This is a genomic window from Streptomyces sp. NPDC086549 (assembly GCF_044746205.1).
Taxonomy (GTDB): Bacteria; Actinomycetota; Actinomycetes; order Streptomycetales; family Streptomycetaceae; genus Streptomyces.
This window is the reverse complement of sequence record NZ_JBIVBS010000019.1, coordinates 47,033-72,523: the sequence shown is the minus strand read 5'-3', so window position 1 is coordinate 72,523 and position 25,491 is coordinate 47,033. Positions and strand designations below refer to the sequence as shown.

Below are 25,491 nucleotides of genomic sequence, written 5' to 3'. Positions count from 1 at the left end.
CGAGCTGCGCAACGGACTGGCCGAGGCGAGCGGTATCCGGCTGCCCGCGACGCTGATGTTCGACTACCCGAACTCCGAGGCGCTGGCCCGCTTCCTGGTGGAGGAGCTGGATGCGCCGACCGTCGAGCAGGTCGCACCGACCGTGCCCGCGGGCGTGAGCGCGGCCCCGAGCGACCGGCCGGGCGTCGGCGACCTCAAGGACATGGCGGTGGAGGACCTGGTCCGGGCGGCTCTCGGAGCCGCCAAGTCCGATGGAAACGAAGGCTGAAGGCGGACACGATGGAAGTCGACCAGATAGTCGAGGCGCTGCGCAGCTCCATGATCGACAACGAGCGGCTGCGCCGGCAGAAGGAGGAGCTGGAGCGGGCCGCCACCGAGCCGCTCGCGGTCGTCGGTATGGCCTGCCGCTTCGCGGGCGGCGTCGACTCGCCCGACGACCTGTGGCAGATGCTCCTCGACGGCCGTGACGGCGTCACCGAGTTCCCCACCGACCGAGGCTGGGACGTGGAGGCGCTCTACGACCCCGACGGCGGCCCCGGCAAGACCATCACCCGCCAGGGTGCCTTCCTGCACGACGCCGCCGAGTTCGACGCCGACCTGTTCGGCATCTCGCCGCGCGAGGCGGAGGAGATGGACCCGCAGCAGCGGCTGCTGCTGGAGACCGCGTGGGAGACGCTGGAGAACGCCCGCATCGACCCGCAGTCCCTGCACGGCAGTGACACCGGCGTGTTCGCCGGGCTCATGTACCACGAGTACGAGGGCGCCAGCACCGGCGGCAGCCTGGTCAGCGGCCGGATCGCCTTCACCCTCGGCCTGGAGGGGCCCGCCGTCACCGTCGACACGGCCTGCTCGTCCTCCCTGGTCGCCGTCCACCTGGCGGCCCGGTCGCTGCGGCAGCGCGAGTGCTCGCTGGCCCTGGCCGGCGGGGTGACCGTGATGGTCGCGCCCGAGACGTTCCAGTACTTCACCAAGCAGAAGGGTCTGTCCAAGGACGGCCGGTGCCGCTCCTTCGCGGCAGCCGCCGATGGCACCGGCTGGGGCGAGGGCACCGGCATGCTGCTTCTGGAACGGCTGTCGGACGCCCGTCGCAACGGGCGCCGCATCCACGCCGTCATCCGGGCCACCGCCCTCAACCAGGACGGCGCCTCCAGCGGTATCACCGCCCCCAACGGGCCCGCCCAGCAGCGGGTGATCAAGCAGGCGCTCGCCCAGGCCGGGCTCTCCTACCAGGACGTCGATGCGGTCGACGCGCACGGCACCGCCACTCGGCTCGGTGACCCGATCGAGGCGCAGGCCCTGCTGGCGACGTACGGCAGGAGCCGCCCCGAGGACCGGCCGCTGTGGCTGGGCTCGGTCAAGTCGAACCTCGGGCACACCCAGGGCGCGGCCGGAGCGGCCTCGCTGATCAAGATGATCCTCGCCATGCGCGAGGGCGTCCTGCCCCGGACCCTGCACGTCGACGAGCCGACCCCGCACGTCGACTGGAGCGCCGGGAACGTGCGGCTGCTGACCGAGCAGCAGCCCTGGCCGGAGACCGGCCGTCCGCGCCGGGCGGGTGTGTCCTCCTTCGGTATCAGCGGCACCAACGCACACGTGATCCTCGAACAGGCGCCGCCCCCCGCGGCCGCCGAGGCCGCCGCGCCCGCCGTGGCGGCCTGACCCGGACGACGCGGACCTTCAGGAAGGACGTGGGCCTCATGGCCACCTCAGCCAGCACAGCCACCCTTGAGCACCGCGTCGACTCCGACGCCTTTCGGCGGGTGCTCTCCCAGTTCTGCAGCGGCGTCACCATCATCACCGGTCTCACCGAGGACGGCGGACGGACCGTGCCGGCCGGCCTGACCTGCCAGTCCTTCTTCTCGCTCTCCCTCGACCCCCCGCTGGTGGCCTTCTCGGTCGCCAGGACCTCCAGCACCTGGCCGCGGATCGCCCCTTCGGGCGCCTTCTGCGTCAACGTGCTCAGCGCCGCACAGCAGGCGCTGTGCGGCTCGTTCGCCGTGAGCGGGTCCGACAAGTTCGCCGGACAGGACTGGCTCCCGGCACCGGCCACCGGATCGCCCGCGCTGCCCGACTCCCTGGCCTGGATCGACTGTGCCGTCGACACGGTGCACCCCGGAGGCGACCACTGGCTGGTGGTCGGCCGGGTCCTGCACCTGGAGGCGGTCGACCACGAGGCCGATCCCCTGCTGTTCTACCGCGCCGCCTTCCGCCGCCCCGCGGCGGCCTGAGACCCGCGGCACCATCCGACCGCGCCCATCCCAAGGAGCAGACACACCATGCGATTCGGTCTCATCTACCACCACCAGCTCCCGCGGCCCTGGCAGCAGGACAGCGAGGAGAAGCTGTTCAACGAGTCCCTGGAGCAGATCGAGCTGGCCGACAAGCTCGGCCTGGACTACGCCTGGGCGACCGAGCACCACTTCCTGGAGGAGTACTCGCACTCCGGCGCCCCCGAGGTGTTCCTCGGTGCCGCTGCCGCCCGCACCCGCAACATCCGCCTCGCGCACGGCATCGTCCAGCTCCCCTCGGCCGTGAACCACCCCGTCCGCGTCGCCGAGCGCATCGCCACCCTCGACCTGATCTCCGGCGGGCGCGTGGAGTTCGGCTCCGGCGCCGGCAGCTCCCAGCTGGAGCTGGCCGCCTTCGGCGTGGACCGCGAGACGAAGAAGGAGCAGTGGGCCGAGTCCCTCAAGGTGATCACCCGGCTGCTGTCCGAGGAGCCGTTCACCGGGCACAAGGGCCGCTTCACCGATGTGCCGCCGCGCAACCTGCTGCCCAAGCCGAAGCAGACCCCGCACCCGCCGATGTGGCTCGCGTGCAGCGCCCGTACCACCATCGAGGACGCCGCCCGAAACGGCATGGGCGCGCTGTCCTTCTCCTTCGTCTCCCCCGAGGAGGCCAAGGACTGGGTGGACGCCTACTACGGCGTCATCCAGTCCGACGAGTGCAAGCCGATCGGCTTCAACGTCAACCCCAACTTCTCCGTGGTGGTGCCCTTCATGTGCCACCAGGACGAGGAGACCGCCCTCGACCGCGGCCTGGAAGGCGCGCACTTCTTCAGCTACTCGCTGATGCACTACTACATCTCCGGCGACCACAAGCCGGGCGTCACCAGCGTCTGGGACGAGTTCCAGAAGAACCGGGCGAACGTCGGCCTGGTCCGTGAGCCGGTCGCCACGGCCGGCAGCGACGAGGAGCAGTCCGAGGACGTCAAGAAGATGCTGGAGCAGATCACCGCGCTGCGCCGGGGCATCGGCACGCCCGAGCAGATCACCGACATGATCCGCCGCTACGAGGCGGCAGGCGTCGACCAGATCATCTTCTCGGTGCAGATCGGCAAGAACAAGCACGAGCACATCATGGAGTCGCTCGAACTGTTCGCCGCCGAGGTGCTGCCGGAGTTCGCCCCGCACCGTGACGCCGTGGACGAGGCCAAGCGCGACCGGCTGGAGCCCGCGATCCAGGCCGCCCTGGGCCGGGTCGACCGGGACACCGCGGACGTCAGCGACTACGTCATCGTTCCGGAGCTGAGGGCCTGACATGACGGCGGACACCACCGTGGGGACCGGTGCCTGGATCCGGCGCTTCCATCCCGGTCCCGAGGGCGCGCCCCGCCTGGTGTGCCTGCCGCACGCCGGCGGCTCGGCGTCGTACTTCTTCCCCGTGTCACGGCAACTGGCCACCGCGGCCGACGTCCTGGCGGTCCAGTACCCGGGCCGCCAGGACCGCCGGCACGAGCCGTGCATCGACAGCATCCCCGCCCTGGCGGACGCGCTCGCCGAGGAGCTGCGGCCGTACGGCGACCGACCGCTGACCCTGTTCGGCCACAGCATGGGCGCCTCCCTCGGCTTCGAGGTGGCGCTGCGCCTGGAGGCGGCCGGGGTGACGGTGCGTCATCTGTTCGCCTCCGGGCGGCGGGCACCGTCCACACCCCGGGACGAGCGGGTGCACCTGCGGGACGACGACGGCCTCATCGCCGACATCAAGCGGCTCAGCGGCACGGACGCACAGGTGCTCGGTGACGACGAGATCATGCGCATGATCCTGCCGGCGATCCGGGCCGACTACCGGGCGGCCGAGACCTACCGCTACACGCCCGGCCCGCCGCTCTCCTGCCCGGTCACCGCCCTGACCGGGGACGCCGACCCGCACGTCACCGACGAGGAGGCGCGGGCCTGGCAGCGGCACACCACCGGTCCCTTCGAGCTGAAGGTCTTCGCAGGCGGCCATTTCTACCTCAACTCCCGCGCCGCGGAGGTCATCTCGGTCATCGAGAAGGTGCTGAGGGGGTGAGGCGGGGTCCGCGACAGGGGTGGCGCCCATGCGGATAGGGGTTGCTGAGGCCATGGGAAAGCCTTGACCTTTTCATTGACATCGCTTTTCCGAACGCGACCTCCAGGAGAGCCCGTATGACCGACGGGAACAGGCGGTTCACCATGGCCCTGTGCGGCAAACGGGCCAAGTGGCTGGTGGTGATCGGCTGGCTCATCGTGGCCACTGCCCTCGGGCCACTGGCCGGAAAGCTCGACGACGTCAAGGACGAGGGGAGCACGGCGGTACTGCCCCGCAACGCGGAGTCGGTACAGGTCCTGCACGAACTGGAGAAGTTCCGTACCGACCACGACGTGATCGCCGCGGTGACGGTGTACAGCCGCACCGCCGGCATCACGGACCGGGACCGGACCAAGGCCGGCAAGGACCGGGCCGCCTTTCGCGAACACCTCGCCGAGGGCGAGAAGATGCCGGCCACCATGGCCTCGAAGGACGGCAAGGCCCTCATGGTCGTCGTCCCCCTGAACCGGGTGGACGGCGCGGCCACGGCCGACGAGATCAAGGAGATGCGCGCCACCGCCCGGTCCGGCGCGCCCGCCGGGCTCGACGTCGAGATCGGCGGCCCGGCCGGCCAGCAGAGCGACTACGTGGGTGCCTTCGAGAACCTCGACTCGAACCTGATGGCCATCACCGGAACCGTCGTGATCGTCCTGCTGCTGCTCATCTACCGCAGCCCGTTCCTGTGGCTGTTCCCCATCGTGGCGGTCGGCTTCTCCCTGGTCGCCACCCAGGGCAGCACCTATCTGCTCGCCAAACACGCCGACCTGCCCGTCGACCCGGGCAGCGCCAGCATCCTGATGGTCCTCGCCTTCGGCGTCGGCACCGACTACGCCCTGCTCCTGATCGCCCGTTACCGCGAGGAACTGCATCAGTACGAGGACCGGCACGTCGCCATGGCCGTGGCCCTGCGCAAGGCCGGACCGGCCATCGTCGCGTCCGGCGCCACCGTGGTGGCCGGGCTGCTCTGCCTCGCCTACGCGGACATCAACTCCTCGCGCAGCCTGGGCCTGGTCGGCGCGGTCGGCGTCCTGTGGTCCTTCGTGGCGATGGTGACCGTGCTGCCCGCGCTCCTCGTGATCGCCGGCCGCTGGGTCTTCCTGCCGTTCCGGCCCAAGTACGGCACCCCGCCCCGTTCCCGGCGCAGCGTCTGGGGCAGGGTCGGGGCGGCCGTGGCCCGGCGGCCGCGGCCCGCCTGGGTGCTCTCCCTCGGCGTGATCGCCGCCGCGGCGGCGACCGTCCTCGGCATCAACGTGGGCATCGGGCAGGCCGACGTCTTCCAGGACAAGCCGGAGTCCGTGGTCGCACAGGAGAAGATCGCCCAGCACTACCCGGCGGGCGCCTCCGGACCGGCCGTCATCGTCGCCCGGGCCGGCCGCGCCGACGCGGTGGCCGCGGCGGTCCGCAAGACCGACGGGGTGGCCTCGGTGCTCACTCCCACCCGTTCCCCCGACGGCTCGCTCGTCTCGATCGAGGCCGTCCTCAAGGACGCGCCCGACAGCGACGGCGCCGCCCGCACCGTCGACAGGCTGCGCGACTCCGTCCACGCGGTCGCCGGAGCCCAGGCGGTCGTCGGCGGCACGGCGGCCGAACGGTCCGACACCGAGCGGGCGGCCGACCGCGATCTGCGGACCGTCATCCCGCTCGTGCTCGGCGTCATCCTGGTCGTCCTCGTCCTCCTGCTGCGGTCCCTCGTGGCGCCGCTGCTGCTCCTGCTGACCGTGGTGGTCTCCTACCTCGCGGCCCTCGGCGCGAGCAACATCGTCTTCGAGCGGGTCCTCGGACACAGCGGTGTCGACTGGACGATCCCGCTGGTGGCCTTCGTGTTCCTGGCCGCCCTGGGCATCGACTACAACATCTTCCTGATGACCCGCGTCCGCGAGGAGACGGTGCTGCACGGCCACGACCACGGCGTGGTGCGCGCGCTGGCCGGCACCGGCGGCGTCATCTCCTCCGCGGGTGTCGTCCTCGCCGCCACCTTCGCGGTGTTCGCGGCGATGCCGGTCACCAACATGATCCAGATGGGCATCGTGGTCGCCCTCGGCATCCTCGTGGACACCTTCCTGGTCCGTACGGTCCTGGTGCCCGCGCTGGTCCTCGACGTGGGCCGGGCCACCTGGTTCCCCGGCAAGCTCTTCCGCGACCTGGGCCGGCGGTCGCGTACCGTCCCGGTGGCGGCGGGCAACCCGCGGAGCTCCCGGACCGGCGCGCCGCTCTGAGCGGACCGGGGCCCGGACCGCGCCGCCGCCCCCCTCTTCTTTAGGGGGGCGGCGGCGCTGTTTAGGGGGTCGAACGCGTGGCTCGACCGGCCCCCACTTGGTTTCAATCGGTACGTGGCCGAATCGGTGCGGACCAGGACACCGACCCATTCCACGGCCGGCCAATCCAGCTGAAGGGAATGTCCTCCATCATGTCCATCGCGTCCACAGCGCCCACCTCGACCCGCCCGGTCGGCCCCCTGTTCTCACCGGTCACGCTGGGCGGCGTACCGCTCAGGAACCGTTTCGTCATGGCGCCGATGACCCGCAACATGTCTCCGGGCGGCGTTCCGGGACCGGACGTCGCGGCGTACTACGCGCGGCGCGCGCAGCACGGCGTGGGCCTGATCGTCACCGAGGGCACCGTGGTGAACCACCCGGGCTCCACCTACAACCCGGCCGTGCCCCACATCTACGGCGAGCAGGCGCTGGCCGGCTGGGGCGAGGCGGTGCGCCAGGTGCACGCCGCCGAAGGCAAGATATTCGCCCAGCTGTGGCACGTCGGCCTCGACCCGCTCGCCGGGGAGGCGCTCGGCCCGGGTACCGAGCTGGTGGGCCCCTCCGGTCTGGTCATGCCCGGCCAGCAGGTCACCGAGCCGATGACCCAGGAGCAGATCGACGCCGTCGTCGAGGCGTTCGCGCAGGCCGCCGCCGACGCCGAGCGGCTCGGCTTCGACGGCGTCGAACTGCACGCCGGACACGGCTACCTGATCGACCAGTTCTTCTGGGCGGGCACCAACCAGCGCACCGACGGCTACGGCGGCAACGTGGTCGCCCGTACCCGGTTCGCGGTGGAGATCATCGACGCCGTACGTTCCCGGGTGAGCCCCGACTACCCGGTGGTGCTGCGCTTCTCGCAGTGGAAGACCGCCGACTTCACGGCCCGGCTGGTCGAGACCCCGCAGGAGCTGGAGGAGTTCCTCACGCCCCTCGCGGAGGCCGGCCTCACCGCCTTCCACTGCTCGACCCGGCGCTTCTGGAACCCCGAGTTCGAGGGCTCGGACCTGAACCTGGCGGGCTGGACCAAGAAGCTGACCGGCAAGCCGGTCATCACCGTCGGCTCGGTGGGCCTCGACGGCGACTTCGTCACGATGTTCGCCGAGGGCACCGGCGCGGGCACCGAGGGCATCAGCGGCGTCCTTGACCGGCTTGAGCGCGAGGAGTTCGACCTCGTCGCGGTGGGCCGGGCTCTGCTCGGCGACGCGGAGTGGGTCGCCAAGATCCGTGACGGCCGCGTCGACGAGCTGAACTCCTTCAGCCCGGCCGCCCTGGCCACCCTCGACTGACCGCGGGCACGAGGCCGGTGACGGGCGTGCACGCAGCTGCCGACGGCAGGGCCCCGAGCCTGCCGCGGACGGCCGTGGGCACGCCGGCCCACGGGTTCGTGTCCTGCCCGCCCGTACCCTCTCCGCCGCCGTCCTCGATCCCTCCCGACTGCCGGGAACCTGCCGGGACTCGGCCGTACGGGCTCCGGTCGTCCGGGCCCGGGCCGTACGCGACGTGACCGACCGGAAACGTGGCCGTACGGATCCCTGAGGTCCCGCCCCGCCCCCGACCCCCGACGCGGTACCGGCCACAGCGCCCGGCCCCGACGCGCGGCGCCCACCAGCACGCAGTGCTTTCGCTCCCAACCCTGCCCGAGAGGACACCGAACGTCATGTCCGACGTCGCCCAGGCCGAGACCAGTCAGTGCCCGGCCCACGCCACCCCTTCCGCCGGCGACGACAGCGCCGCGCTTCCCTTCCCGTTCATCCGCAAGTGCCCCCTCAGCACGCCCGACGAGTACGCCGAGCTGCGCCCGGAGAGCCCGGCGACCAAGATCCGGCTGCGGCTGTCGGGCAAGGAGGCCTGGCTGCTCACCCGGTACGAGGACGTCAAGAAGGTCCTGGGCGACCCGGCGATGAGCTCCAACGCCAAGCTGCCCGGCTACCCGCTGCAGTTCCCGGTGCCGGAGGAGGTCCTGCAGTTCATCAAGTTTCCGTTCTCCGCGCTCGACGCCCCGGAGCACACGACCCAGCGCCGCCTGGTGATCCCCGAGTTCACCGCGCGCCGCATCCAGTCCCTCAAGCCCCGCATCCAGCAGATCGTCGACGAGCGGATCGACGCCATGCTCGCCCAGGGCGGCACCGTGGACCTGGTCAAGGAGCTGGCCGCGCCGGTCCCCTCGCTGCTGTTCTGCGAGATGCTCGGCGCCGACCCGGAGGACATCGACTACTTCCGGCGGTACTCCGAGGTCACCATGAACCGGAACTCCACCCAGGAGGAGATCACCGTCCTCTACACCGAGATGGACGGGTTCCTGGGCCGGCTGATCGAGAAGAAGGAGCAGGAGCCCGGGGACGACCTGCTCAGCCGGCTCGTCGCCAAGAACCGCGAGGAGGCCAACCTCGAACTGGCCGACCTGGTCTCCATCGCACGGCTCCTGGTCGTGGCGGGCTTCGACACGACGGCCAACATGATCGGCCTGGGCACGCTGGTGCTGATGCAGAACCCGCAGGTGGCCGACGAACTGCGCGCCGACCCGTCGCTGACCCGCAAGGCCGTCGACGAGCTGCTGCGCTTCCTGTCCATAGCGGATTCCGCGACCGTCCGTGTGGCGACGGCGGACATCGAGGTGGGTGGCATCACCATCCGCGCGGGCGAGGGCGTCATCGCGAGCAACGGCGCGGCCAACTGGGACGAGTCGGTGTTCGAGAACCCGGGCACCCTCGACATCCACCGCGACTCCAAGAACCACCTGGCCTTCAGCTACGGCGCCCACCAGTGCCTCGGCGCGAACCTCGCCCGGGTCCAGCTGGAGATCGTCTTCAACACGCTGCTGGCCCGGATCCCCACCCTGCGGCCGGCCGTTGCGGTCGAGGAACTGTCGTTCATGCACGGCGGTCACATCTATGGTCTGCACGAGCTGCCCGTCACCTGGTGAGGAGGGTCGACATGCGCGTCTCCGTCAACCGCGGGCGCTGCGTGGGCTCCGGTTCCTGCGCGCTCGCCGTCCCTGAGGTCTTCGAGCAGAGCTCCAAGGACGGTCGCGTCGTCCTGGTCACCGAGACCCCGTCCGCCGAACTCCACGAGGCCACCGAGGAGGCGGCCGACTTCTGCCCGGTGTCCGCCATCACCGTCACCGGCCCCTGAACCCGGGTTCCGCCGCACACTGCCGGCCCGCACCACTCACGTCAGGAGGGTGCGGGCCGGCAGTGTGCGGCTCGGTCCGGGCGCGGAAGCCGGGGGATGCGATGCGAGTCCACCGCGGTGCGCAAAACGACGCCGGCCGCCCGCAGGGGGAGGCGGGCGGCCGGAGATCAGGGGAGGGGGAGGAGGGTCAGGCGCCCTCGACGACCTTGCCCAGGCGCTCCAGGCCCAGGACGAGGTTCGTGCTGAGGAACTTGCCGATCGCCTCGCCGACCTCGGCGCTCTGCGGACCGTCGAGGATGGCGGAGTGCGTGATTGTCACGCCGCCCTTGCCGTTGTCCACGGCGCGCAGGGTGGTGCGCAGGAACGTCTCGTCCTTCACGCCCGACTCGGAGGTGGGCGCCATGCACTCCAGCGTGAAGCCCTCGTTCTCGACGACGTCGACGAGGGTGAACGGCACCGGCTGAGGGTGGTGACCCTGCTCCGGGTCCTGCTCGATCACACCCTTGGCACCGGAGACGATCGGTCCCTCGACGCGGATCGTGCTGACGTCGTTGTACCACTCCCGCCAGGACGGCAGGTCGATGTAGCGGGCCCACACCGCCGCCGGAGTGGCTTTGGCCTCCACACTGTGTTCAAACTTCCACATAGTTACCTTCCACGTCTGACGGCCAGTGAGTACGCGGCGAACCGCAAGTCGGCCGACCGCAATTAAATGAAGTCACATCACCGGCCGCCGTATCCAGTGCTCGGACCCCCCTAAGCATCTTCGGCCACACCACTCAGCGTGAATCTAGGGGGAGATATCAGGGACTTAGGGGGTCGGCCGTATGGAGTGGCCGAGACACGGCTGGATTTAATGAATCGCCAGTGGATTCCCGTGAGGTCTCGGAGCTGAAGCGATGATTAAACTTCCGGAGCCGGACGGTACGCTCACGTCGTACCAGCCGAACCCGTCCCCGCGTGAATTCGCCGCGGTGGCCACGCCGTTCAGTAAGCGATCCATCCTTGCGACGGCACACGTCGTCGGCGATCCGCTGGCCCCCAACGAGCCGTTCGGCCCGCCCGTCGGCCCGCCGCCCGAGCAGCGCCTGGACTGGGACGCCACCCTGGCCTTCCGGCGCCACCTGTGGTCCTACGGCTACACCGTGGCCGAGGCCCTCGACACCTCCCACCGCGGCATGGGCCTGGACTGGCCGGGCGCCGCGGAGCTGATCCGCCGCTCCGGTGCGGAGGCCCGCGCGGTCGGCGGACGGCTGGCCGCCGCCATCACCACCGACCAGCTCGACCCGTTCGCCCCGCACTCCCTCAAGGAGGTCGCCGCGGCCTTCGAGCAGCAGCTGGAGGTCGTGGAGGAGGCCGGCGCGCAGGCCATCATCATGTGCAGCCCGCAGCTGGCCGCGGTCGCGCAGGGCCCGGACGACTACGCCGAGGTGTACGGCAACCTCCTGCGACAGGCCTCCAAGCCGGCTGTCATCCACTGGATCCTCCCCGAGTGGATCCCGATGCACGCCGGCTACTTCGGCCACCAGGACCTGGACGCCGCCTACGACGCCCTCATCGACCTCGTCAAGCTGCACCGGGACAAGGTCGACGGCGTCAAGCTCGCCCCGGTGACCGTGGAGCGCCAGATCGAGCTGCGCCGCAGGCTCCCCGAGGGCGTGCGCTTCTACACCAGCGACACCGACTCCTACCCCGGGCTGATCCTCGGCGACGAGCAGGGCTTCAGCGACGCGCTGTCCCCGGTGTTCGACCCGGTCGCGCCGCTGGCCGCGCAGGCGCTGCGGGCCCTGGACGACGGAGACGCGGCCACCGCCCGCGCGCTGCTCGACGAGACGCTGGAGCTGAACCGGCACGTCTTCGTCGGCCCGCTGCGCAGCACGCTCTTCTTCAAGACGGGTCTGGTCTTCCTCGGCTGGCTGGCCGGCCACGCGAACCACTTCCGGATGGTGTGGGGCGAGCAGTCGGCGCGCTCCGTGCCGCACCTGGCCACCGCCTACCGCATCGCGGACTCCCTCGGCCTGTTCCCGGACCCGGCCCTGACCGAGCGGCGCATGAAGACCTACCTCGCCACGTGCGGGATCGAGAACTGACAGCACAGCCAGGACCGACAGCACAGCCAGCACAGACAGCACCGAGGACCACCGGCAGTGCAGGAAGGAAGCGCGCAATGACCAGGGCAGTAGTGCTCGGTGGCGGAATGGCGGGGGTGCTCGCCGCGGTCGCGCTGAGCCGATTCGCCGATGCCGTCACCATCGTCGAGAGCGACCGTTACCCGGACACCCCGGCCCCTCGCCGCGGGCTGCCGCAGGGACACCACAACCACATGTTCATGCGCGGCGGCGTCGAGGCGCTGGAGTCACTGCTGCCGGGTATCACCGAGGAGCTGCACGCGGCCGGCGCCAAGCGGCGCGCACTGCCCTCGGGCAACCTGACCCGGTCCGGCGAGGGCTGGTTCCGCCGCCAGCCCAGCTCCGCGTACGTGGTGCTGTGCAGCCGCGACCTGACCGACCACGTGGTGCGTGGCAGGGCCCTCGCGGACGAGCGGATCACGGTACTGCAGGGCACCAAGGTGACCGGCCTGACCGGCGACGCCGAGCGGATCACCGGGGTACGGATCCAGCCGGAGGGCGAGGGCGAGCGGACCCTCACCGCCGACCTCGTCGTCGACGCCACCGGACGCCGTTCCAAGGCCCCCGACTGGCTCGCCGCCCTCGGCGTGCCGGCGGTGTACGAGGAGGTCGTGGACGGCGGATTCGCCTACGCCAGCCGCGTGTTCGAGGCACCGCCCGGACTGCGCGACGACTTCCCCGGGGTGCTCATCCAGGCCCAGGCCGGCACCGGCAAGCCCGGCCGTGGCGCGGCGTTGCTGCCCAACGAGGGCCGCCGCTGGATCGTCACCCTCTTCGGCACCCGGGGCGCCGTCCCGCCCACCGACGAGGACGGCTTCGTCGAGTTCGCGCGCGGCACCCGGCACCCGGTCATCGCCGAACTGATCGAGAAGGCCCGGCCGGTGTCCGAGATACGCCCCTACCGCGGCATGGCCAACCGGCGCCGCTACTACGAGAAGCTGCCCGTGCCCGAGGGCTTCGTCGCCACCGGCGACTCGCTGATGGCGCCCAACCCGAACTACGGCACCGGCATGTCGCAGGCCGCCCGCCAGGCCGTCGCCCTGCGCGAGACGCTGCGCCGCCACCGCGGCCTGCGCCCCGGGCTCGCCCGCAAGGCCCAGAAGGCCCTCGCCCGGATCGCCGTGGCGCCCTGGATGGCCGCCACCACGCAGGACCACTTCTTCCCGGACGTGCAGTCCAACGCCAAGCGCCGCCCGAGCCTGTCCCAGCAGCGCCTCAACGAGCGGATCACCAAGGTCGCGGCGGAGAACGGCCGGATCGCCGAGGCGGTGTTCAACGCCGCAGCCCTGTCCGGCTCCCCGTTGGCGATCTTCTCCCCCGCAAACCTGCTGGCCATTCTGCGCGGCCCGCGCCTGCCGGAATTGACCGCGGCTCAAGCAATAGCCCAGTTCCCCGAATTCGGCGACATACTGGACCAGGTCCAGGAAATCGATCACGTCGTTTCCGGAAACTGACTCTCCGTTTCCCGGGTGTCCCGTTCAGGGGGACACCCGGGTATTTCTCGAAATCTGGCCCCGATTCAGTAGTAGGGGTGCCGGTCACCACGTCTGGGGTTGGCCCCCCGGAGCCTGTATGAGTAGCGTCGTGGCCGTCCACTGCCACAACGGAATGCAAGCATGCGACACGCAGTCGAGGGGGTGGCCCGGGTGGGCGCTGAGGAATTCTCTGGGGTGATTCCGTGGATCGTCTCGGGGAAGAGCGCGAACGCGCTGCGGGCACAGGCCGAGAAGCTGTGGAAACACGTTACGGACCGGCCCGGTGAACGCCCGGCCGACATCGGTCTGTCGCTCGCCACGACCCGGGCCAGGCTCGGACACCGGGCGGTCGTGCTCGGCACGGACCGCGACTCCCTGCTCGACTCCCTGAACTCCTTCGCCGGGAGCGGCACCGGAGCCCCGGCCGTCTCCGGCGCGGCACCCGGCGGCGAACCGCGGACCGTCTTCGTCTTCCCCGGCCAGGGCTCGCAGTGGGACGGCATGGCCGTCGAACTGCTCGACCAGTCACCGGTGTTCGCCGCCCAGATGACCGCCTGCGGCCAAGCCCTGGCGGAGTTCGTCGACTGGGACCTCATCGGCGTCCTGCGCGGCTGGGAGGGCCAACCGAACCTCGAACCGGTGGATGTCGTCCAGCCGGTGCTGTGGGCCGTGATGGTCTCGCTCGCCGCGCTGTGGCGCTCCTACGGCGTCGAGCCCTCCGCGGTCGTCGGCCACTCCCAGGGCGAGATCGCGGCGGCCACCGTGGCCGGGGCGCTCTCCCTGCAGGACGGCGCCCGCGTGGTCGCCCTGCGCAGCCAGGTCATCAAGCACCGGCTGGCCGGCAAGGGAGGCATGATGTCCGTGCCGCTGCCCGCGGCCGAGACGTCCCCCCGCCTCGCCCGCTGGGACGGCCGGCTCCAGCTGGCCGCCGTCAACGGCACCTCCACGGCCGTCGTGTGCGGCGAGACCGACGCCCTCGACGAGCTGTTCGCCGAGCTCACCGAGGAGGGCGTCCGGGTCCGCCGGATCCCCGTGGACTACGCCTCCCACTCGCACTTCGTCGAGGAGATCCAGGACCAGCTCCTCGACGTCCTGGCACCCGTCGCGCCCCGCTCGGTCCGGCTGCCGTTCTACTCCACGGTGACCGGCGACATCCTGGACACCGCCGGGCTGAACGGCGAGTACTGGTACACCAACCTGCGCCAGACCGTCCGCTTCGACGAGGCCACCCGGGCCCTGCTGCGGGACGGCTTCACCCTGTTCGTGGAGCCGACGGCGCACCACATCCTCAAGAGCGGCGTCCAGGAGTCGGTCGACGCCGCCGAGAAGTCGGCCGGCGTGGTCGGCTCGCTGCGCCGCAACGAGGGCGGCCTGCTCAGGTTCGCCACCTCGCTCGCCGAGGCCTGGGTGCGCGGCGCCCCGGTGGACTGGGCCGCCTTCTTCGACGGCACCGACGCCCGTACGACGGACCTGCCGGGCTACGCCTTCCAGCGCAAGCGCTACTGGCGCAAGGTGCCCACCGTCGGCGGCGGTGTGCCCGACCTCGGCCAGGTCACCGTCGAACACCCGCTGCTGGCGGCGGCGGTGGAGACCGCCGAGTCCGGCGGCCACGTGTTCACCGGCCGGCTCTCGCTGAGCACCCACCCCTGGCTCGCCGACCACGAGGCCCTCGGCACCGTACTGCTGCCGGGCACCGCCTTCGTGGAGCTGGCGATCCGGGCCGGTGACCAGGCCGGCTGCGGCACCCTCGACGAACTGACCCTGCACGCGCCGCTCGTGCTTCCCGAGCGCGGGGGAGTGGCCCTGCAGGTGCTGCTCGGCGCCCCCGACGAGTCCGGGGCCCGTACCGTCGGCATCCACTCCCGCGCCGACGGCGAGGACCAGCCCTGGACCCGGCACGCCTCCGGCGTCCTGACCCCGCAGACCTCCGACGCCGGCTTCGACCTCGCCCAGTGGCCGCCCGCCGGCGCCGAGCCGATCGGCCTGGACGGCGCATACGACCGGCTCTTCGGCCGCGGTTACGCCTACGGCCCCGTCTTCCAGGGGCTGACGGCCGCCTGGAAACGCGGCGACGAGCTGTTCGCCGAGGTGACCCTGCCGGAGCAGGCGCACGCCGACGCCCAGGCGTTCGGCCTGCACCCGGCGCTGCTGGACGCCGCCCTGCACACCGAACTCGTCGGCGCCGAGGGGCAGGACGAGGGAGAAACCGTCCTGCCCTTCGCCTGGACCGGAGTCAGGCTGCACGCGGTCGGCGCGACCGCGCTCCGGGTACGTCTCGTCACCGACGCGCAGGGCAACACCCTGCTGGAGGCCGCCGACACCAGCGGCAGCCCCGTCGTCAGCGTCGAGTCCATCGTGGCCCGCGCGGTCTCCGCCGGACAGCTGGACGCCGCCGGCGGACGCCGGGAACTGCCCTACCGCCTGAACTGGACCACCGTGGCCCTGGACGGTGCCGCCCAGGACACCGACCTCGTCCACGTCACCGGCTTGGACCAGCTGGACCCCGACCAGCCGGTCCCGCCCACCGTGGTCGTCGGCTTCGACGCCCCCGGAGCCGACGGCACTCTGGAGGACGTCCGCGCCACCGCCCACCGCGCCCTGGACCTCGTACAGACCTGGCTCGGCGACGACCGGTTCGGCGAGGCGCACCTGGTCGTCGTCACCCGCGGCGCGGTCGCCGCCCCCGGCGACTTTGCGCCCTCCCTGACCCTCGCGCCCGTCTGGGGTCTGCTGCGGGCCGCGCAGGCGGAGAACCCCGGCCTGGTCACCCTGGCCGATCTGGACGACACCGACGCCTCCCGGCGCGCCCTCGCCTCAGCCCTGGCCACCGGCGAGCCGGAACTCGCCCTGCGCGAGGGCACGATGTACGCACCCCGGCTGGCCCGCACCGCCGACGCCGAGGCCCCCGCCGAGCCGGCCGCGCTCGATCCCGAGGGCACCGTCCTGATCACCGGCGGCACCAGCGGCCTGGGCGCCCTCGTCGCCCGCCACCTGGTCGCCGAGCACGGCGTACGGCACCTGCTGCTGACCAGCCGCCGCGGCGCCGACGCCCCCGGCGCCATCGCCCTGCACGACGAACTCGCCGCCTCCGGCGCCACCGTCACTCTCGCCGCCTGCGACGTCTCCGACCGAGCGGCGCTCGCCGCACTCCTCGGCACCGTCCCCGACGAGCACCCCCTCACCGCCGTGATCCACGCGGCAGGCGTCCTCGACGACGGTACGGTCGCCGCCCTCACCCCCGAGCGCCTGGACACCGTCCTCGCCCCGAAGGCCGAAGCCGCCTGGCACCTGCACGAACTCACCGCCGGCCACGACCTGGCGCTGTTCGCGCTGTTCTCCTCCGCCGCGGGCACCCTGGGCGCCGCGGGGCAGGCCAACTACGCCACCGCCAACGTCTTCCTCGACGCCCTCGCCGCCCACCGCCGCGCGGCCGGACTGCCGGCCACCTCCATGGCGTGGGGCCTGTGGGCCGAGGCCACCGGCATGACCGGAAACCTCGACGAGGCCGACACCGAACGGCTGCGCCGCCAAGGCTTCCCCGCCATGACCACGGCCGAGGGCCTCGCCCTGTTCGACCAGGCGCTCACCGCCGACGAGCCGCTCCTCCTGCTGCTCCGCCTCGACCTGGCCGCCCTGCGCGTCCAGGCCGGCGCCGGCAGCCTGCACAGCGTCCTCGGCGACCTGGTGCGCGTCCCCGTCCGCAAGACGGCCCGCACCGGCGGCGCCGCAGGCGGCTCCCTCGCCGACCGGCTGGCGCGACTGCCCGAGCCCGAACGCGACACCCTCCTGCTCGACCTCGTCCGCAGCCATGTCGCCGATGTCCTCGGCCACGACTCCGCCGACGCCGTCGAACCCGACCGGGCCTTCAAGGAACTCGGCTTCGACTCGCTGACCGCGGTCGAACTGCGCAACCGGCTCAGCGCCACGACCGGCCTGCGCCTGCCCGCCACCCTCGTCTTCGACCACCCCAGCACCCGCGCCGCGGCCCGGTTCCTCAAGGAGACGGCGCTCGGCACCTCAGCGTCCGGCGCCGCCGCGCCCGCCGTCACCGCCGTCGCGGCCGACGAGCCGATCGCCGTCGTCGCCATGGCCTGCCGCTTCCCTGGCGGCGTCGAGAGCCCCGAGGACCTGTGGCGGCTCGTCGCCGAGGGCACCGAGACGGTCTCCGCCTTCCCCACCGACCGCGGCTGGGACATCGAAGGCGTCTACCACCCCGAGCCGGGCACCCCCGGCCGCACCTACACACGCTCCGGCGGATTCCTCTACGACGCCGCCGAGTTCGACGCGGAGTTCTTCGGCATCAGCCCGAACGAGGCCCTCGGCATGGACCCGCAGCAGCGGCTGCTCCTCGAGACCTCCTGGGAGATCTTCGAACGAGCCGGACTCGACCCCGCCACCCTCCGGGGAAGCCGCACCGGCGTGTTCACCGGCGCGATGTACCACGACTACGCCAACTCCCGGGCCACCGGCTCCATCAACTCCGGCCGCCTCTCCTACACGTACGGGCTCGAAGGCCCCGCCGTCACCGTCGACACGGCCTGCTCGTCCTCCCTGGTCGCCCTGCACCTGGCGATCCAGGCGCTGCGCTCGGGTGAGTGCACCCTCGCCCTGGCCGGCGGCGTGACCGTGATGGCCACCACCGAGGTCCTCGTCGAGTTCGGCCTCCAGCAGGGGCTGTCCCCCGACGGCCGCTGCCGCTCCTTCGCCGAGGACGCCGACGGCACCGGCTTCTCCGAGGGCGTCGGCCTGCTGCTCGTCGAGCGCCTCTCCGACGCCCGCGTCAACGGTCACCCCGTGCTCGCGGTCGTCCGCGGCTCCGCCGTCAATCAGGACGGCGCCAGCAACGGCATCTCCGCTCCCAACGGCCCCGCCCAGCAGCGCGTCATCCGTCAGGCCCTCGCCAACGCCGGCCTCGGCCCGGCCGATGTCGACGTGGTCGAGGCGCACGGCACGGGCACGGTGCTCGGCGACCCGATCGAGGCGCAGGCCCTGCTGGCCACCTACGGCCAGGACCGCCCCGAGGACCGGCCGGTCTGGCTCGGCTCCATCAAGTCGAACATCGGCCACACCCAGGCGGCGGCCGGAGTCGCCGGTCTGATCAAGGTGATCGAGGCCATCCGCCACGGCGTCCTGCCCAGGACGCTGCATGCGGACGCCCCCTCCACCAAGGTGGACTGGACGGCGGGCAACCTTCGGCTCCTTACCGAGACCCAGGAATGGCCCGCCGCGCCGGACCGTCCGCGCCGGGCGGGTGTCTCCTCCTTCGGCATCAGCGGCACCAACGCCCACGTCATCGTGGAACAGGCCCCCGAGCAGTCCGCCGACCAGGCACCGGAGCAGTCCCCCGACACCGATGGCGACACTGCCGGCGTCCTGCCCTGGCTCCTGTCCGGCCGCACCCCGCAGGCCCTGCGCGCCCAGGCCGCCAGGCTCGCCGCCTGGCTCGGCACCGACCGGCAGGCCGCCGCGCCGGACATCGCCCGGGGGCTCGCCGTCGAACGCACCGCCTTCGAACACCGCGCCACCGTGCTCGCGGAGGACCGCGACCAGGCCCTGCGCGCCCTCACGGCCCTCGCCGAGGGCGACCTCCCCGCCACGACGGTGAGCGACCGGGCCCGCACCTCCGGCCGCAAGCTCGCCTTCCTGTTCACGGGGCAGGGGGCGCAGCGGGTCGGGATGGGGCGTGAGCTGTATGAGGCGTTCCCGGTGTTCGCGGAGGCTTTCGACGCTGTCCTGGCGGAGCTTGGTGAGCTTCCGTTGCGGGAGGTGGTCTGGGGTGAGGACGTTGAGCGGCTGAGTCGGACGGAGTTCACTCAGCCGGCTTTGTTTGCGGTTGAGGTGGCGTTGTATCGGCTGGTGGAGTCGTGGGGTGTCAGGCCCGATTTCCTGGCGGGTCACTCGATCGGTGAGTTCGCGGCTGCGCATGTGTCGGGTGTGTTGTCGCTGGCGGATGCGGCGAGGTTGGTGGCTGCGCGTGGCCGGTTGATGCAGGCCCTGCCGGAGGGCGGCGCGATGGTGGCCGTCCAGGCGACCGAGGAGGAAGTGCGTCCGCTGCTGGCCGACGGTGTGGGTATCGCCGCGGTCAACGGGCCCACCGCGGTGGTCGTCTCGGGTGTCGAGGCGGAGGCTCTGCGGATCAAGGCGCACTTCGAGGCCGAGGGTCGTAAGACGACCCGGCTGAAGGTGTCGCATGCGTTCCACTCGCCACTGATGGAGCCGATGCTGGCCGAGTTCCGTGCCGTGGCACAGGAACTGTCGTACGGCACCCCGTCCATCCCGATCGTCTCCACGGTCACCGGCCTCCCCGTCGGCGCCGACGAGATCGGCACCCCCGAGTACTGGGTCCGCCACGTCGGTTCGACCGTCCGTTACGCCGACGCCATGGCCCAGCTGCAGGCGCTGCAGGTCGGGACGTTCGTCGAGATCGGACCTGACGCGGCGCTGACCGCCACCGGCCCCGAGTGCCTGACCGGCGGGGACGAGGCCGACGCCGTGTTCGTGGCGGCGCTGCGCCGGGGCCGCGAGGAGCGGCGGGAGCTGGCGGCGGCCGTCGCGCTGGCCCACTGCCGGGGCGTCGCCGTCGACTGGCAGGCCTACTTCGCCGGGCACCCGGCCCGCCAGGTCGAGCTGCCGACGTACGCGTTCCAGCGTCGCCCCTACTGGCTCGCCGAGATCGGCGGCGACGGGGTCGTCGTCATCGGCGGCGCGACCGGTGCCACCGAGCAGGACGGCGCCGACACCGGGCGCTGGCGGGAAATCCTCGCCCTGCCCGACGGCGAACGGGAGCGGGCCGTACTGACCCTGGTCCGCGGCCAGGTCGCCGCGGTGCTCGGCCACGAGTCGTCGGACGCGATCGAGCCCGACCGGGCCTTCACCGAGCTCGGCTTCGACTCGGTGGCGGCGGGCGAACTGCGCAAGCGGCTCACCCGCCTCACCGGACACGGCCTTCCGGCGACCCTCGCCTTCGACCACCCCAACTCCCAGGCGGTGGCGGTCCTACTGCTCCAGGAGGGCTCGTCGGCCGAGGCAGGACCGGCCCAGTCGCTCCTCGCGGAACTCGACCGTGTCGAAGCTGTCCTGTCCGCCGCCCCCGAGCTGAACGGTGACACCACCCGGGTCACCGCCCGGCTCGAGGCCCTGCTGCGTGCCTGGCGCGACGCCCGGGGGAGGGCGGCCGAAGAGCAGCCGGACGACGACTTCACCACGGCCAGCGACGACGAGCTCTTCCAGGCACTGGACAACCTCGAGATTGGTTCATGAGCGATGGGGACTGACGACAAACTTCGTGACTACCTCAGGCGCGCCACGGCCGATCTCCAGCAGACCAGGCGCCGACTGCGCGAGACCGAGGCCAAGGACCACGAGCCGATCGCCATCGTGGCCATGAGCTGCCGGTTCCCGGGTGACGTCACCTCACCCGAGGAGCTGTGGGAGCTCGTGGACTCCGGCCGCGACGCCATCTCCTACTTCCCGGACAACCGGGGCTGGGACACGGAGGCGCTCTACGACCCCGAGCCCGCCAAGCCCGGCAAGACGTACAGCCGCCAGGGCGGGTTCCTGCACGACGCCGGCTACTTCGACGCCGACTTCTTCAAGATGAGCCCCAAGGAGGCCAAGGAGACCGACCCGCAGCAGCGACTGCTGCTGGAGACAGCCTGGGAGGCCCTGGAGCGGGCCGGCATCGACCCGGTCACGCTCAAGGAGACCAAGACGGGCGTCTTCGTCGGTGTGGTCTACCACGACTACCTCGTCGGTGGCGGCACCGGCAGCCTGGCCAGCGTCGCCTCCGGCCGCATCGCCTACACCCTCGGCCTCGAGGGCCCTGCGGTCACGGTCGACACGGCCTGCTCGTCCTCGCTGGTCGCCCTGCACCTGGCGGTCCAGGCGCTGCGTTCGGGCGACTGCACCCTGGCCTTCGCGGGCGGCGCCACCGTCATGGCCCACCCGCACTCCTTCGTCGGCTTCAGCCAGGATCGCGGTCTGTCCCCCGACGGCCGCTGCAAGTCGTTCGCCACCGCCGCCGACGGCACTGGCTGGGGCGAGGGCGTGGGCATGCTGCTCGTCGAGCGCCTCTCCGACGCCCGCGCCAACGGTCACCCCGTGCTCGCGGTCGTCCGCGGCTCCGCCGTCAATCAGGACGGCGCCAGCAACGGCATCTCCGCTCCCAACGGCCCTTCCCAGCGCAGGGTCATCCAACAGGCCCTGGCCTCGGCACAGTTGACCGCCGACCAGGTCGACGCCGTGGAGGCGCACGGCACGGGCACGGTGCTCGGCGACCCGATCGAGGCGCAGGCCCTGCTGGCCACCTACGGCCAGGACCGCCCCGAGGACCGTCCCCTCTGGCTGGGATCCCTGAAGTCGAACATCGGGCACGCCCAGGCCGCGGCCGGCGTCGGCGGCATCATCAAGGTCGTCGAGGCGATGCGGCACGGTGTGCTGCCCAGGACGCTGCACGTCGACGAGCCCACCTCCAAGGTCGAGTGGTCCGACGGAGCGGTGAGACTGCTGACCGAGGCCCGGGAGTGGTCCGTCACACCGGGCCGTCCGCGTCGGGCCGGCATTTCCTCCTTCGGCTTCAGCGGCACCAACGGCCACGTGATCATCGAGGAGGCACCGCCCGCCGAGGATTCCGAGCAGGGTGAGGCGACCGTCGGTGCCGCCGACGTCGTCCCGGTCCTCCTCTCCGGCAAGGGCACGGACGCCCTGCGCGACCAGGCACTGCGCCTGCTCGCCCGCGTCGGTGCCGACGACGAGCCCACCCTCCTCGACCTCGGCCACTCCCTGGCCACGTCCCGCACGGCCCTCCAGGACAGGGCGGCCGTCATCGCCACCAGCCGCGTCGAACTGCTCCGCAGGCTCACCGCCCTGGCCGAGGGCCGCCCGTCGCCCGGAGTCGTCCAGAGCGGCACCGTCTCCGACGGTCTTACGGCGTTCCTGTTCACGGGGCAGGGGGCGCAGCGGGTCGGGATGGGGCGTGAGTTGTATGAGGCGTTCCCGGTGTTCGCGGAGGCTTTCGACGCTGTCCTGGCGGAGCTTGGTGGGCTTCCGTTGCGGGAGGTTGTCTGGGGTGAGGACGTTGAGCGGCTGAGTCGGACGGAGTTCACTCAGCCGGCTTTGTTCGCGGTTGAGGTGGCGTTGTATCGGCTGGTGGAGTCGTGGGGTGTCAGGCCCGATTTCCTGGCCGGTCACTCGATCGGTGAGTTCGCGGCTGCGCATGTGTCGGGTGTGTTGTCGTTGGCGGATGCGGCGAGGTTGGTGGCTGCGCGTGGCCGGTTGATGCAGGCTCTGCCGGAGGGCGGGGCGATGGTCGCGGTGCAGGCGACCGAGGAAGAGGTACGTCCGCTGCTGGCCGAGGGTGTGGGTATCGCGGCGGTCAACGGGCCCACCGCTGTGGTCGTCTCGGGTGTCGAGGTGGAGGCTCTGCGGATCAAGGCGCACTTTGAGGCCGAGGGTCGTAAGACGACTCGGCTGAAGGTGTCGCATGCGTTCCACTCGCCGCTGATGGAGCCGATGCTCGACGAGTTCCGTGCCGCTGCACGGGAACTGTCGTACGGCACCCCGTCCATCCCGATCGTCTCCACGCTGACCGGCGTCGCGGTGACCGAAGGCGAGTTGGCGGATCCGGAGTACTGGGTCCGGCATGTCCGTGAGGCCGTCCGCTTCGCGGATGCCGTCGGTGTCCTGGCGGACAAGGGTGTCACCACGTACCTCGAACTCGGTCCGGACGCGGTCCTGACGGCGATGGGACAGCAGACCGCCGAGAACGCGGCCTTCGTGCCGTTGCTGCGCCGCGACCGCGAGGAGGAGACCGAGCTGGTCACCGGCGTCGCGCTGGCCCACTGCAGGGGTGTCGCCGTCGACTGGCGGGCCTTCTTCGCCGGGCGCGGAGCCGGGCTGGTCGACCTGCCGACGTACGCCTTCCAGCGCCGCTGGTTCTGGCGTGACCCGGAGGCCGCCGTCACCGCCGCGCCCGTCACCGCGGACGCCGTGGACACCGCCGTGTGGAACGTGCTGGAGCGGGCGGACGCCGGCTCCCTGGCCGACCGGATCGGCGTACCGGCGCCCGTGCTGGACGAGGTGCTGCCGGCGCTGAAGGACTGGCGCCGTCGGCAGCGCGACGAGGCCCGCACGGACTCCTGGTGCTACCGCGTCGACTGGCAGCCCGTCACGCTGCCGTCCGCCGAGCGCACCACACCGGACGGGACCTGGCTGCTCGCCGTACCCGAAGGACGTACCGACGACCCGCGTGTGCGTGCCGTCACGGAGGGGCTTGCCGCACAGGGCGTGTGGACCGTACGGCTCGAAGTCGGCGACCAGGACCGGGAGGCGCTCGCGGGACAGCTGCGCGCCTACACGAACCTGGCCGGAACGCTCTCGCTGCTCGCCCTCGACGACCGCCCCCACCCCCACCACGACTCGTTGTCACGCGGCACCGCCGCCACAGTCACCCTCGTGCAGGCCCTTGAAGACGCCGGACTCGGTGCCCCGCTGTGGTGTGTCACCGCCCAGGCAGTCGCCGCCGGCCCCGACGACGGGACGGCCGACCCCGCGCAGGCGGCCGTGTGGGGCCTGGGCTCCGCGCTCGGGCTCGACCTGCCCGGGCGCTGGGGCGGTCTGGTCGACCTGCCCGCCACGGTCGACGCCGAGACCGTGCGCCATCTGTGCCAGGTGCTCGCCGCGCCCGGCGACGAGGACCAGCTCGCCCTGCGCGGCGACCGGGTGCTCGGCCGCCGCATGGTCCGCACGCCGCTCGCCGACCGGCCCGCCACCCGTGACTGGACGCCCCGCGGCACGACTCTGATCACCGGCGGCACCGGAGGACTCGGCGCCCACGTCGCCCGGCTGTTCGCCGACCGGGGCGCCGAACACCTGCTGCTGACCAGCCGCCGTGGGCCGGACGCCGAAGGCGTCGCGGACCTGGTCGACGAACTGGCCGCACGCGGCACCCGGGTCACGGTCGAGGCGTGCGACGTCGCCGACCGCGAGGCGGTGCGCCGCCTGCTCGCGTCGATCCCCGAGGACCAGCCGCTGACCGCGGTCGTGCACGCGGCCGGCGTCATGCAGCGCATCGCCCCGCTGTCCGACCTGACCCTGGAGGAGTTCGCCGCCGTCGCCGACGCCAAGGCGGGCGGCGCCCGGCACCTCGACGAACTGCTCGGCGACCGTCCGCTGGACGCCTTCGTACTGTTCTCCTCCGGATCGGCGGTCTGGGGCAGCACGGGACAGGCCGCCTACGGCAGCGCCAACGCCTACCTCGACGCGCTCGCCCGCGCCCGCCGGGCCCGCGGTGCCACAGCGACCTCCGTCGCCTGGGGCTCGTGGGACGGCGGCATGGTCGACGCCGAACTCGGCGCCGCCCTCAGCCGGATCGGCACCCCACCGATGGACCCCGGTCTCGCCGCCGCCGCGCTGGGCCGCATCCTCGATCGCGACCTGACGCATCTCGTCGTCGCCGACATCGACTGGGCGCGTTTCGCCCCCGTCTACACCATGGCCCGCCCCCGCCCGTTGATCGACGCGGTGCCCGAGACCCGGGCCGCACTCGACCAGGGCGCGGCGCAGGGCGGCGCGGACCAGGAGGGGCCGGGCCTCGCCGCGCGGCTGAAGGAGCTGCCCCAGGCCCAGCAGGGCCGGGCGGTCCTCGATCTCGTCCGTACCCACGTGGCCGCGCTGCTCGGCTACGACGATCCCGCGGCCCTCGACCCGGCGCGGCCCTTCACCGACCTCGGCTTCGACTCGGTGGCCGCCACCGACCTCAAGCTGGCGTTGTCCGCCGCGACCGGACTCCAGTTGTCGGCCACGCTGGTCTTCGACCACGCGACCCCGGCCGCGCTCGCCGCCCACCTGCGCGACGAGCTGTGCCCGGAGACGGACGGCGGCGGGATCATGGCCGTCCTGGCGGAGCTCGACCGGCTTGAGGAAGCCTTGGCGGCCCTGCCGCCCGAGGACGTCGAGCGGCACCGCATCCCCGGCCGGTTGCAGACCCTTACGGCCCGGCTCGCCGGGACGGGCACGGACCCGTCGCAGGACGAGCAGCTCGCCGACGACGCGAGCGTCGACGACGTCCTGTCCTTCATCGACAAGGAGCTCGGCCTTGCCTGAGCTCCCCGGCACCGGCACCGGCCGAACGTGACCACCCGTACTACTCGAATCACCCGAATCACCCGA

Annotated in this window: 11 protein-coding genes and 3 pseudogenes; 13 read left to right on the top strand and 1 reads right to left on the bottom strand. The window is 72.0% G+C overall.

Features of this window, described 5'->3' with window-relative positions:
- The 9 genes and pseudogenes from ACIPSA_RS41255 to ACIPSA_RS41215 all read left to right on the top strand — a co-directional run.
- Window positions 1-268: pseudogene (locus ACIPSA_RS41255) on the top strand (hypothetical protein); the annotation flags it as partial.
- Window positions 265-1,644 (top strand): annotated as a pseudogene (locus ACIPSA_RS41250) (type I polyketide synthase); the annotation flags it as partial. The pseudogenes ACIPSA_RS41255 and ACIPSA_RS41250, both read left to right, overlap by 4 nt.
- Window positions 1,645-1,697: 53 nt before the next feature.
- Window positions 1,698-2,228 (top strand): flavin reductase family protein, encoded by a 531-nt coding sequence (locus ACIPSA_RS41245; protein WP_402644748.1) that lies wholly within the window; start codon window positions 1,698-1,700, stop codon window positions 2,226-2,228.
- 48 nt (window positions 2,229-2,276) lie between these two features.
- Window positions 2,277-3,539: an LLM class flavin-dependent oxidoreductase gene (locus tag ACIPSA_RS41240; protein WP_402644746.1), complete on the top strand. Its 1,263-nt coding sequence runs from the start codon at window positions 2,277-2,279 to the stop codon at window positions 3,537-3,539.
- Between the two features lies 1 nt (window position 3,540).
- Window positions 3,541-4,293 carry a thioesterase II family protein gene (locus tag ACIPSA_RS41235; protein ID WP_402644743.1) on the top strand — a complete coding sequence of 251 codons (753 nt, stop codon included), beginning with the start codon at window positions 3,541-3,543 and terminating at the stop codon, window positions 4,291-4,293.
- A 116-nt stretch (window positions 4,294-4,409) separates the two neighbouring features.
- Window positions 4,410-6,548 (top strand): MMPL family transporter, encoded by a 2,139-nt coding sequence (locus ACIPSA_RS41230; protein ID WP_402644741.1) that lies wholly within the window; start codon window positions 4,410-4,412, stop codon window positions 6,546-6,548.
- Between the two features lie 197 nt (window positions 6,549-6,745).
- Window positions 6,746-7,873: an NADH:flavin oxidoreductase gene (locus tag ACIPSA_RS41225; RefSeq protein WP_402644969.1), complete on the top strand. Its 1,128-nt coding sequence runs from the start codon at window positions 6,746-6,748 to the stop codon at window positions 7,871-7,873.
- A gap of 371 nt (window positions 7,874-8,244) precedes the next feature.
- Complete coding sequence (locus tag ACIPSA_RS41220) at window positions 8,245-9,510, top strand: cytochrome P450 (protein WP_402644738.1); 1,266 nt, start codon at window positions 8,245-8,247, stop codon at window positions 9,508-9,510.
- A gap of 11 nt (window positions 9,511-9,521) precedes the next feature.
- On the top strand, window positions 9,522-9,719 hold the full coding sequence (locus ACIPSA_RS41215; protein WP_402644735.1) for a ferredoxin: 198 nt from the start codon (window positions 9,522-9,524) through the stop codon (window positions 9,717-9,719).
- A 187-nt stretch (window positions 9,720-9,906) separates the two neighbouring features.
- Here ACIPSA_RS41215 and ACIPSA_RS41210 read toward each other — a convergent pair whose 3' ends face one another.
- On the bottom strand, window positions 9,907-10,365 hold the full coding sequence (locus tag ACIPSA_RS41210; RefSeq protein ID WP_402644733.1) for an SRPBCC family protein: 459 nt from the start codon (window positions 10,363-10,365) through the stop codon (window positions 9,907-9,909).
- Between the two features lie 253 nt (window positions 10,366-10,618).
- Here ACIPSA_RS41210 and ACIPSA_RS41205 point away from each other — a divergent pair, with 253 nt between their 5' ends.
- The 4 genes and pseudogenes from ACIPSA_RS41205 to ACIPSA_RS41190 all read left to right on the top strand — a co-directional run bounded on the left by ACIPSA_RS41205 (window position 10,619) and on the right by ACIPSA_RS41190 (window position 25,425).
- The gene (locus ACIPSA_RS41205) at window positions 10,619-11,809 is read left to right on the top strand and encodes a DUF993 family protein (protein ID WP_402644732.1); all 1,191 of its coding nucleotides are present in this window, start codon (window positions 10,619-10,621) and stop codon (window positions 11,807-11,809) included.
- Between the two features lie 77 nt (window positions 11,810-11,886).
- On the top strand, window positions 11,887-13,302 hold the full coding sequence (locus tag ACIPSA_RS41200; protein ID WP_402644729.1) for an FAD-dependent oxidoreductase: 1,416 nt from the start codon (window positions 11,887-11,889) through the stop codon (window positions 13,300-13,302).
- Window positions 13,303-13,518: 216 nt separating this feature from the next.
- A pseudogene (locus ACIPSA_RS41195) lies at window positions 13,519-20,583 on the top strand (SDR family NAD(P)-dependent oxidoreductase); the annotation flags it as partial.
- Window positions 20,584-20,586: 3 nt separating this feature from the next.
- Window positions 20,587-25,425, top strand: coding sequence for a type I polyketide synthase (locus ACIPSA_RS41190; protein ID WP_402644726.1), 4,839 nt, complete (start codon window positions 20,587-20,589; stop codon window positions 25,423-25,425).
- Window positions 25,426-25,491: the final 66 nt, after the last annotated feature.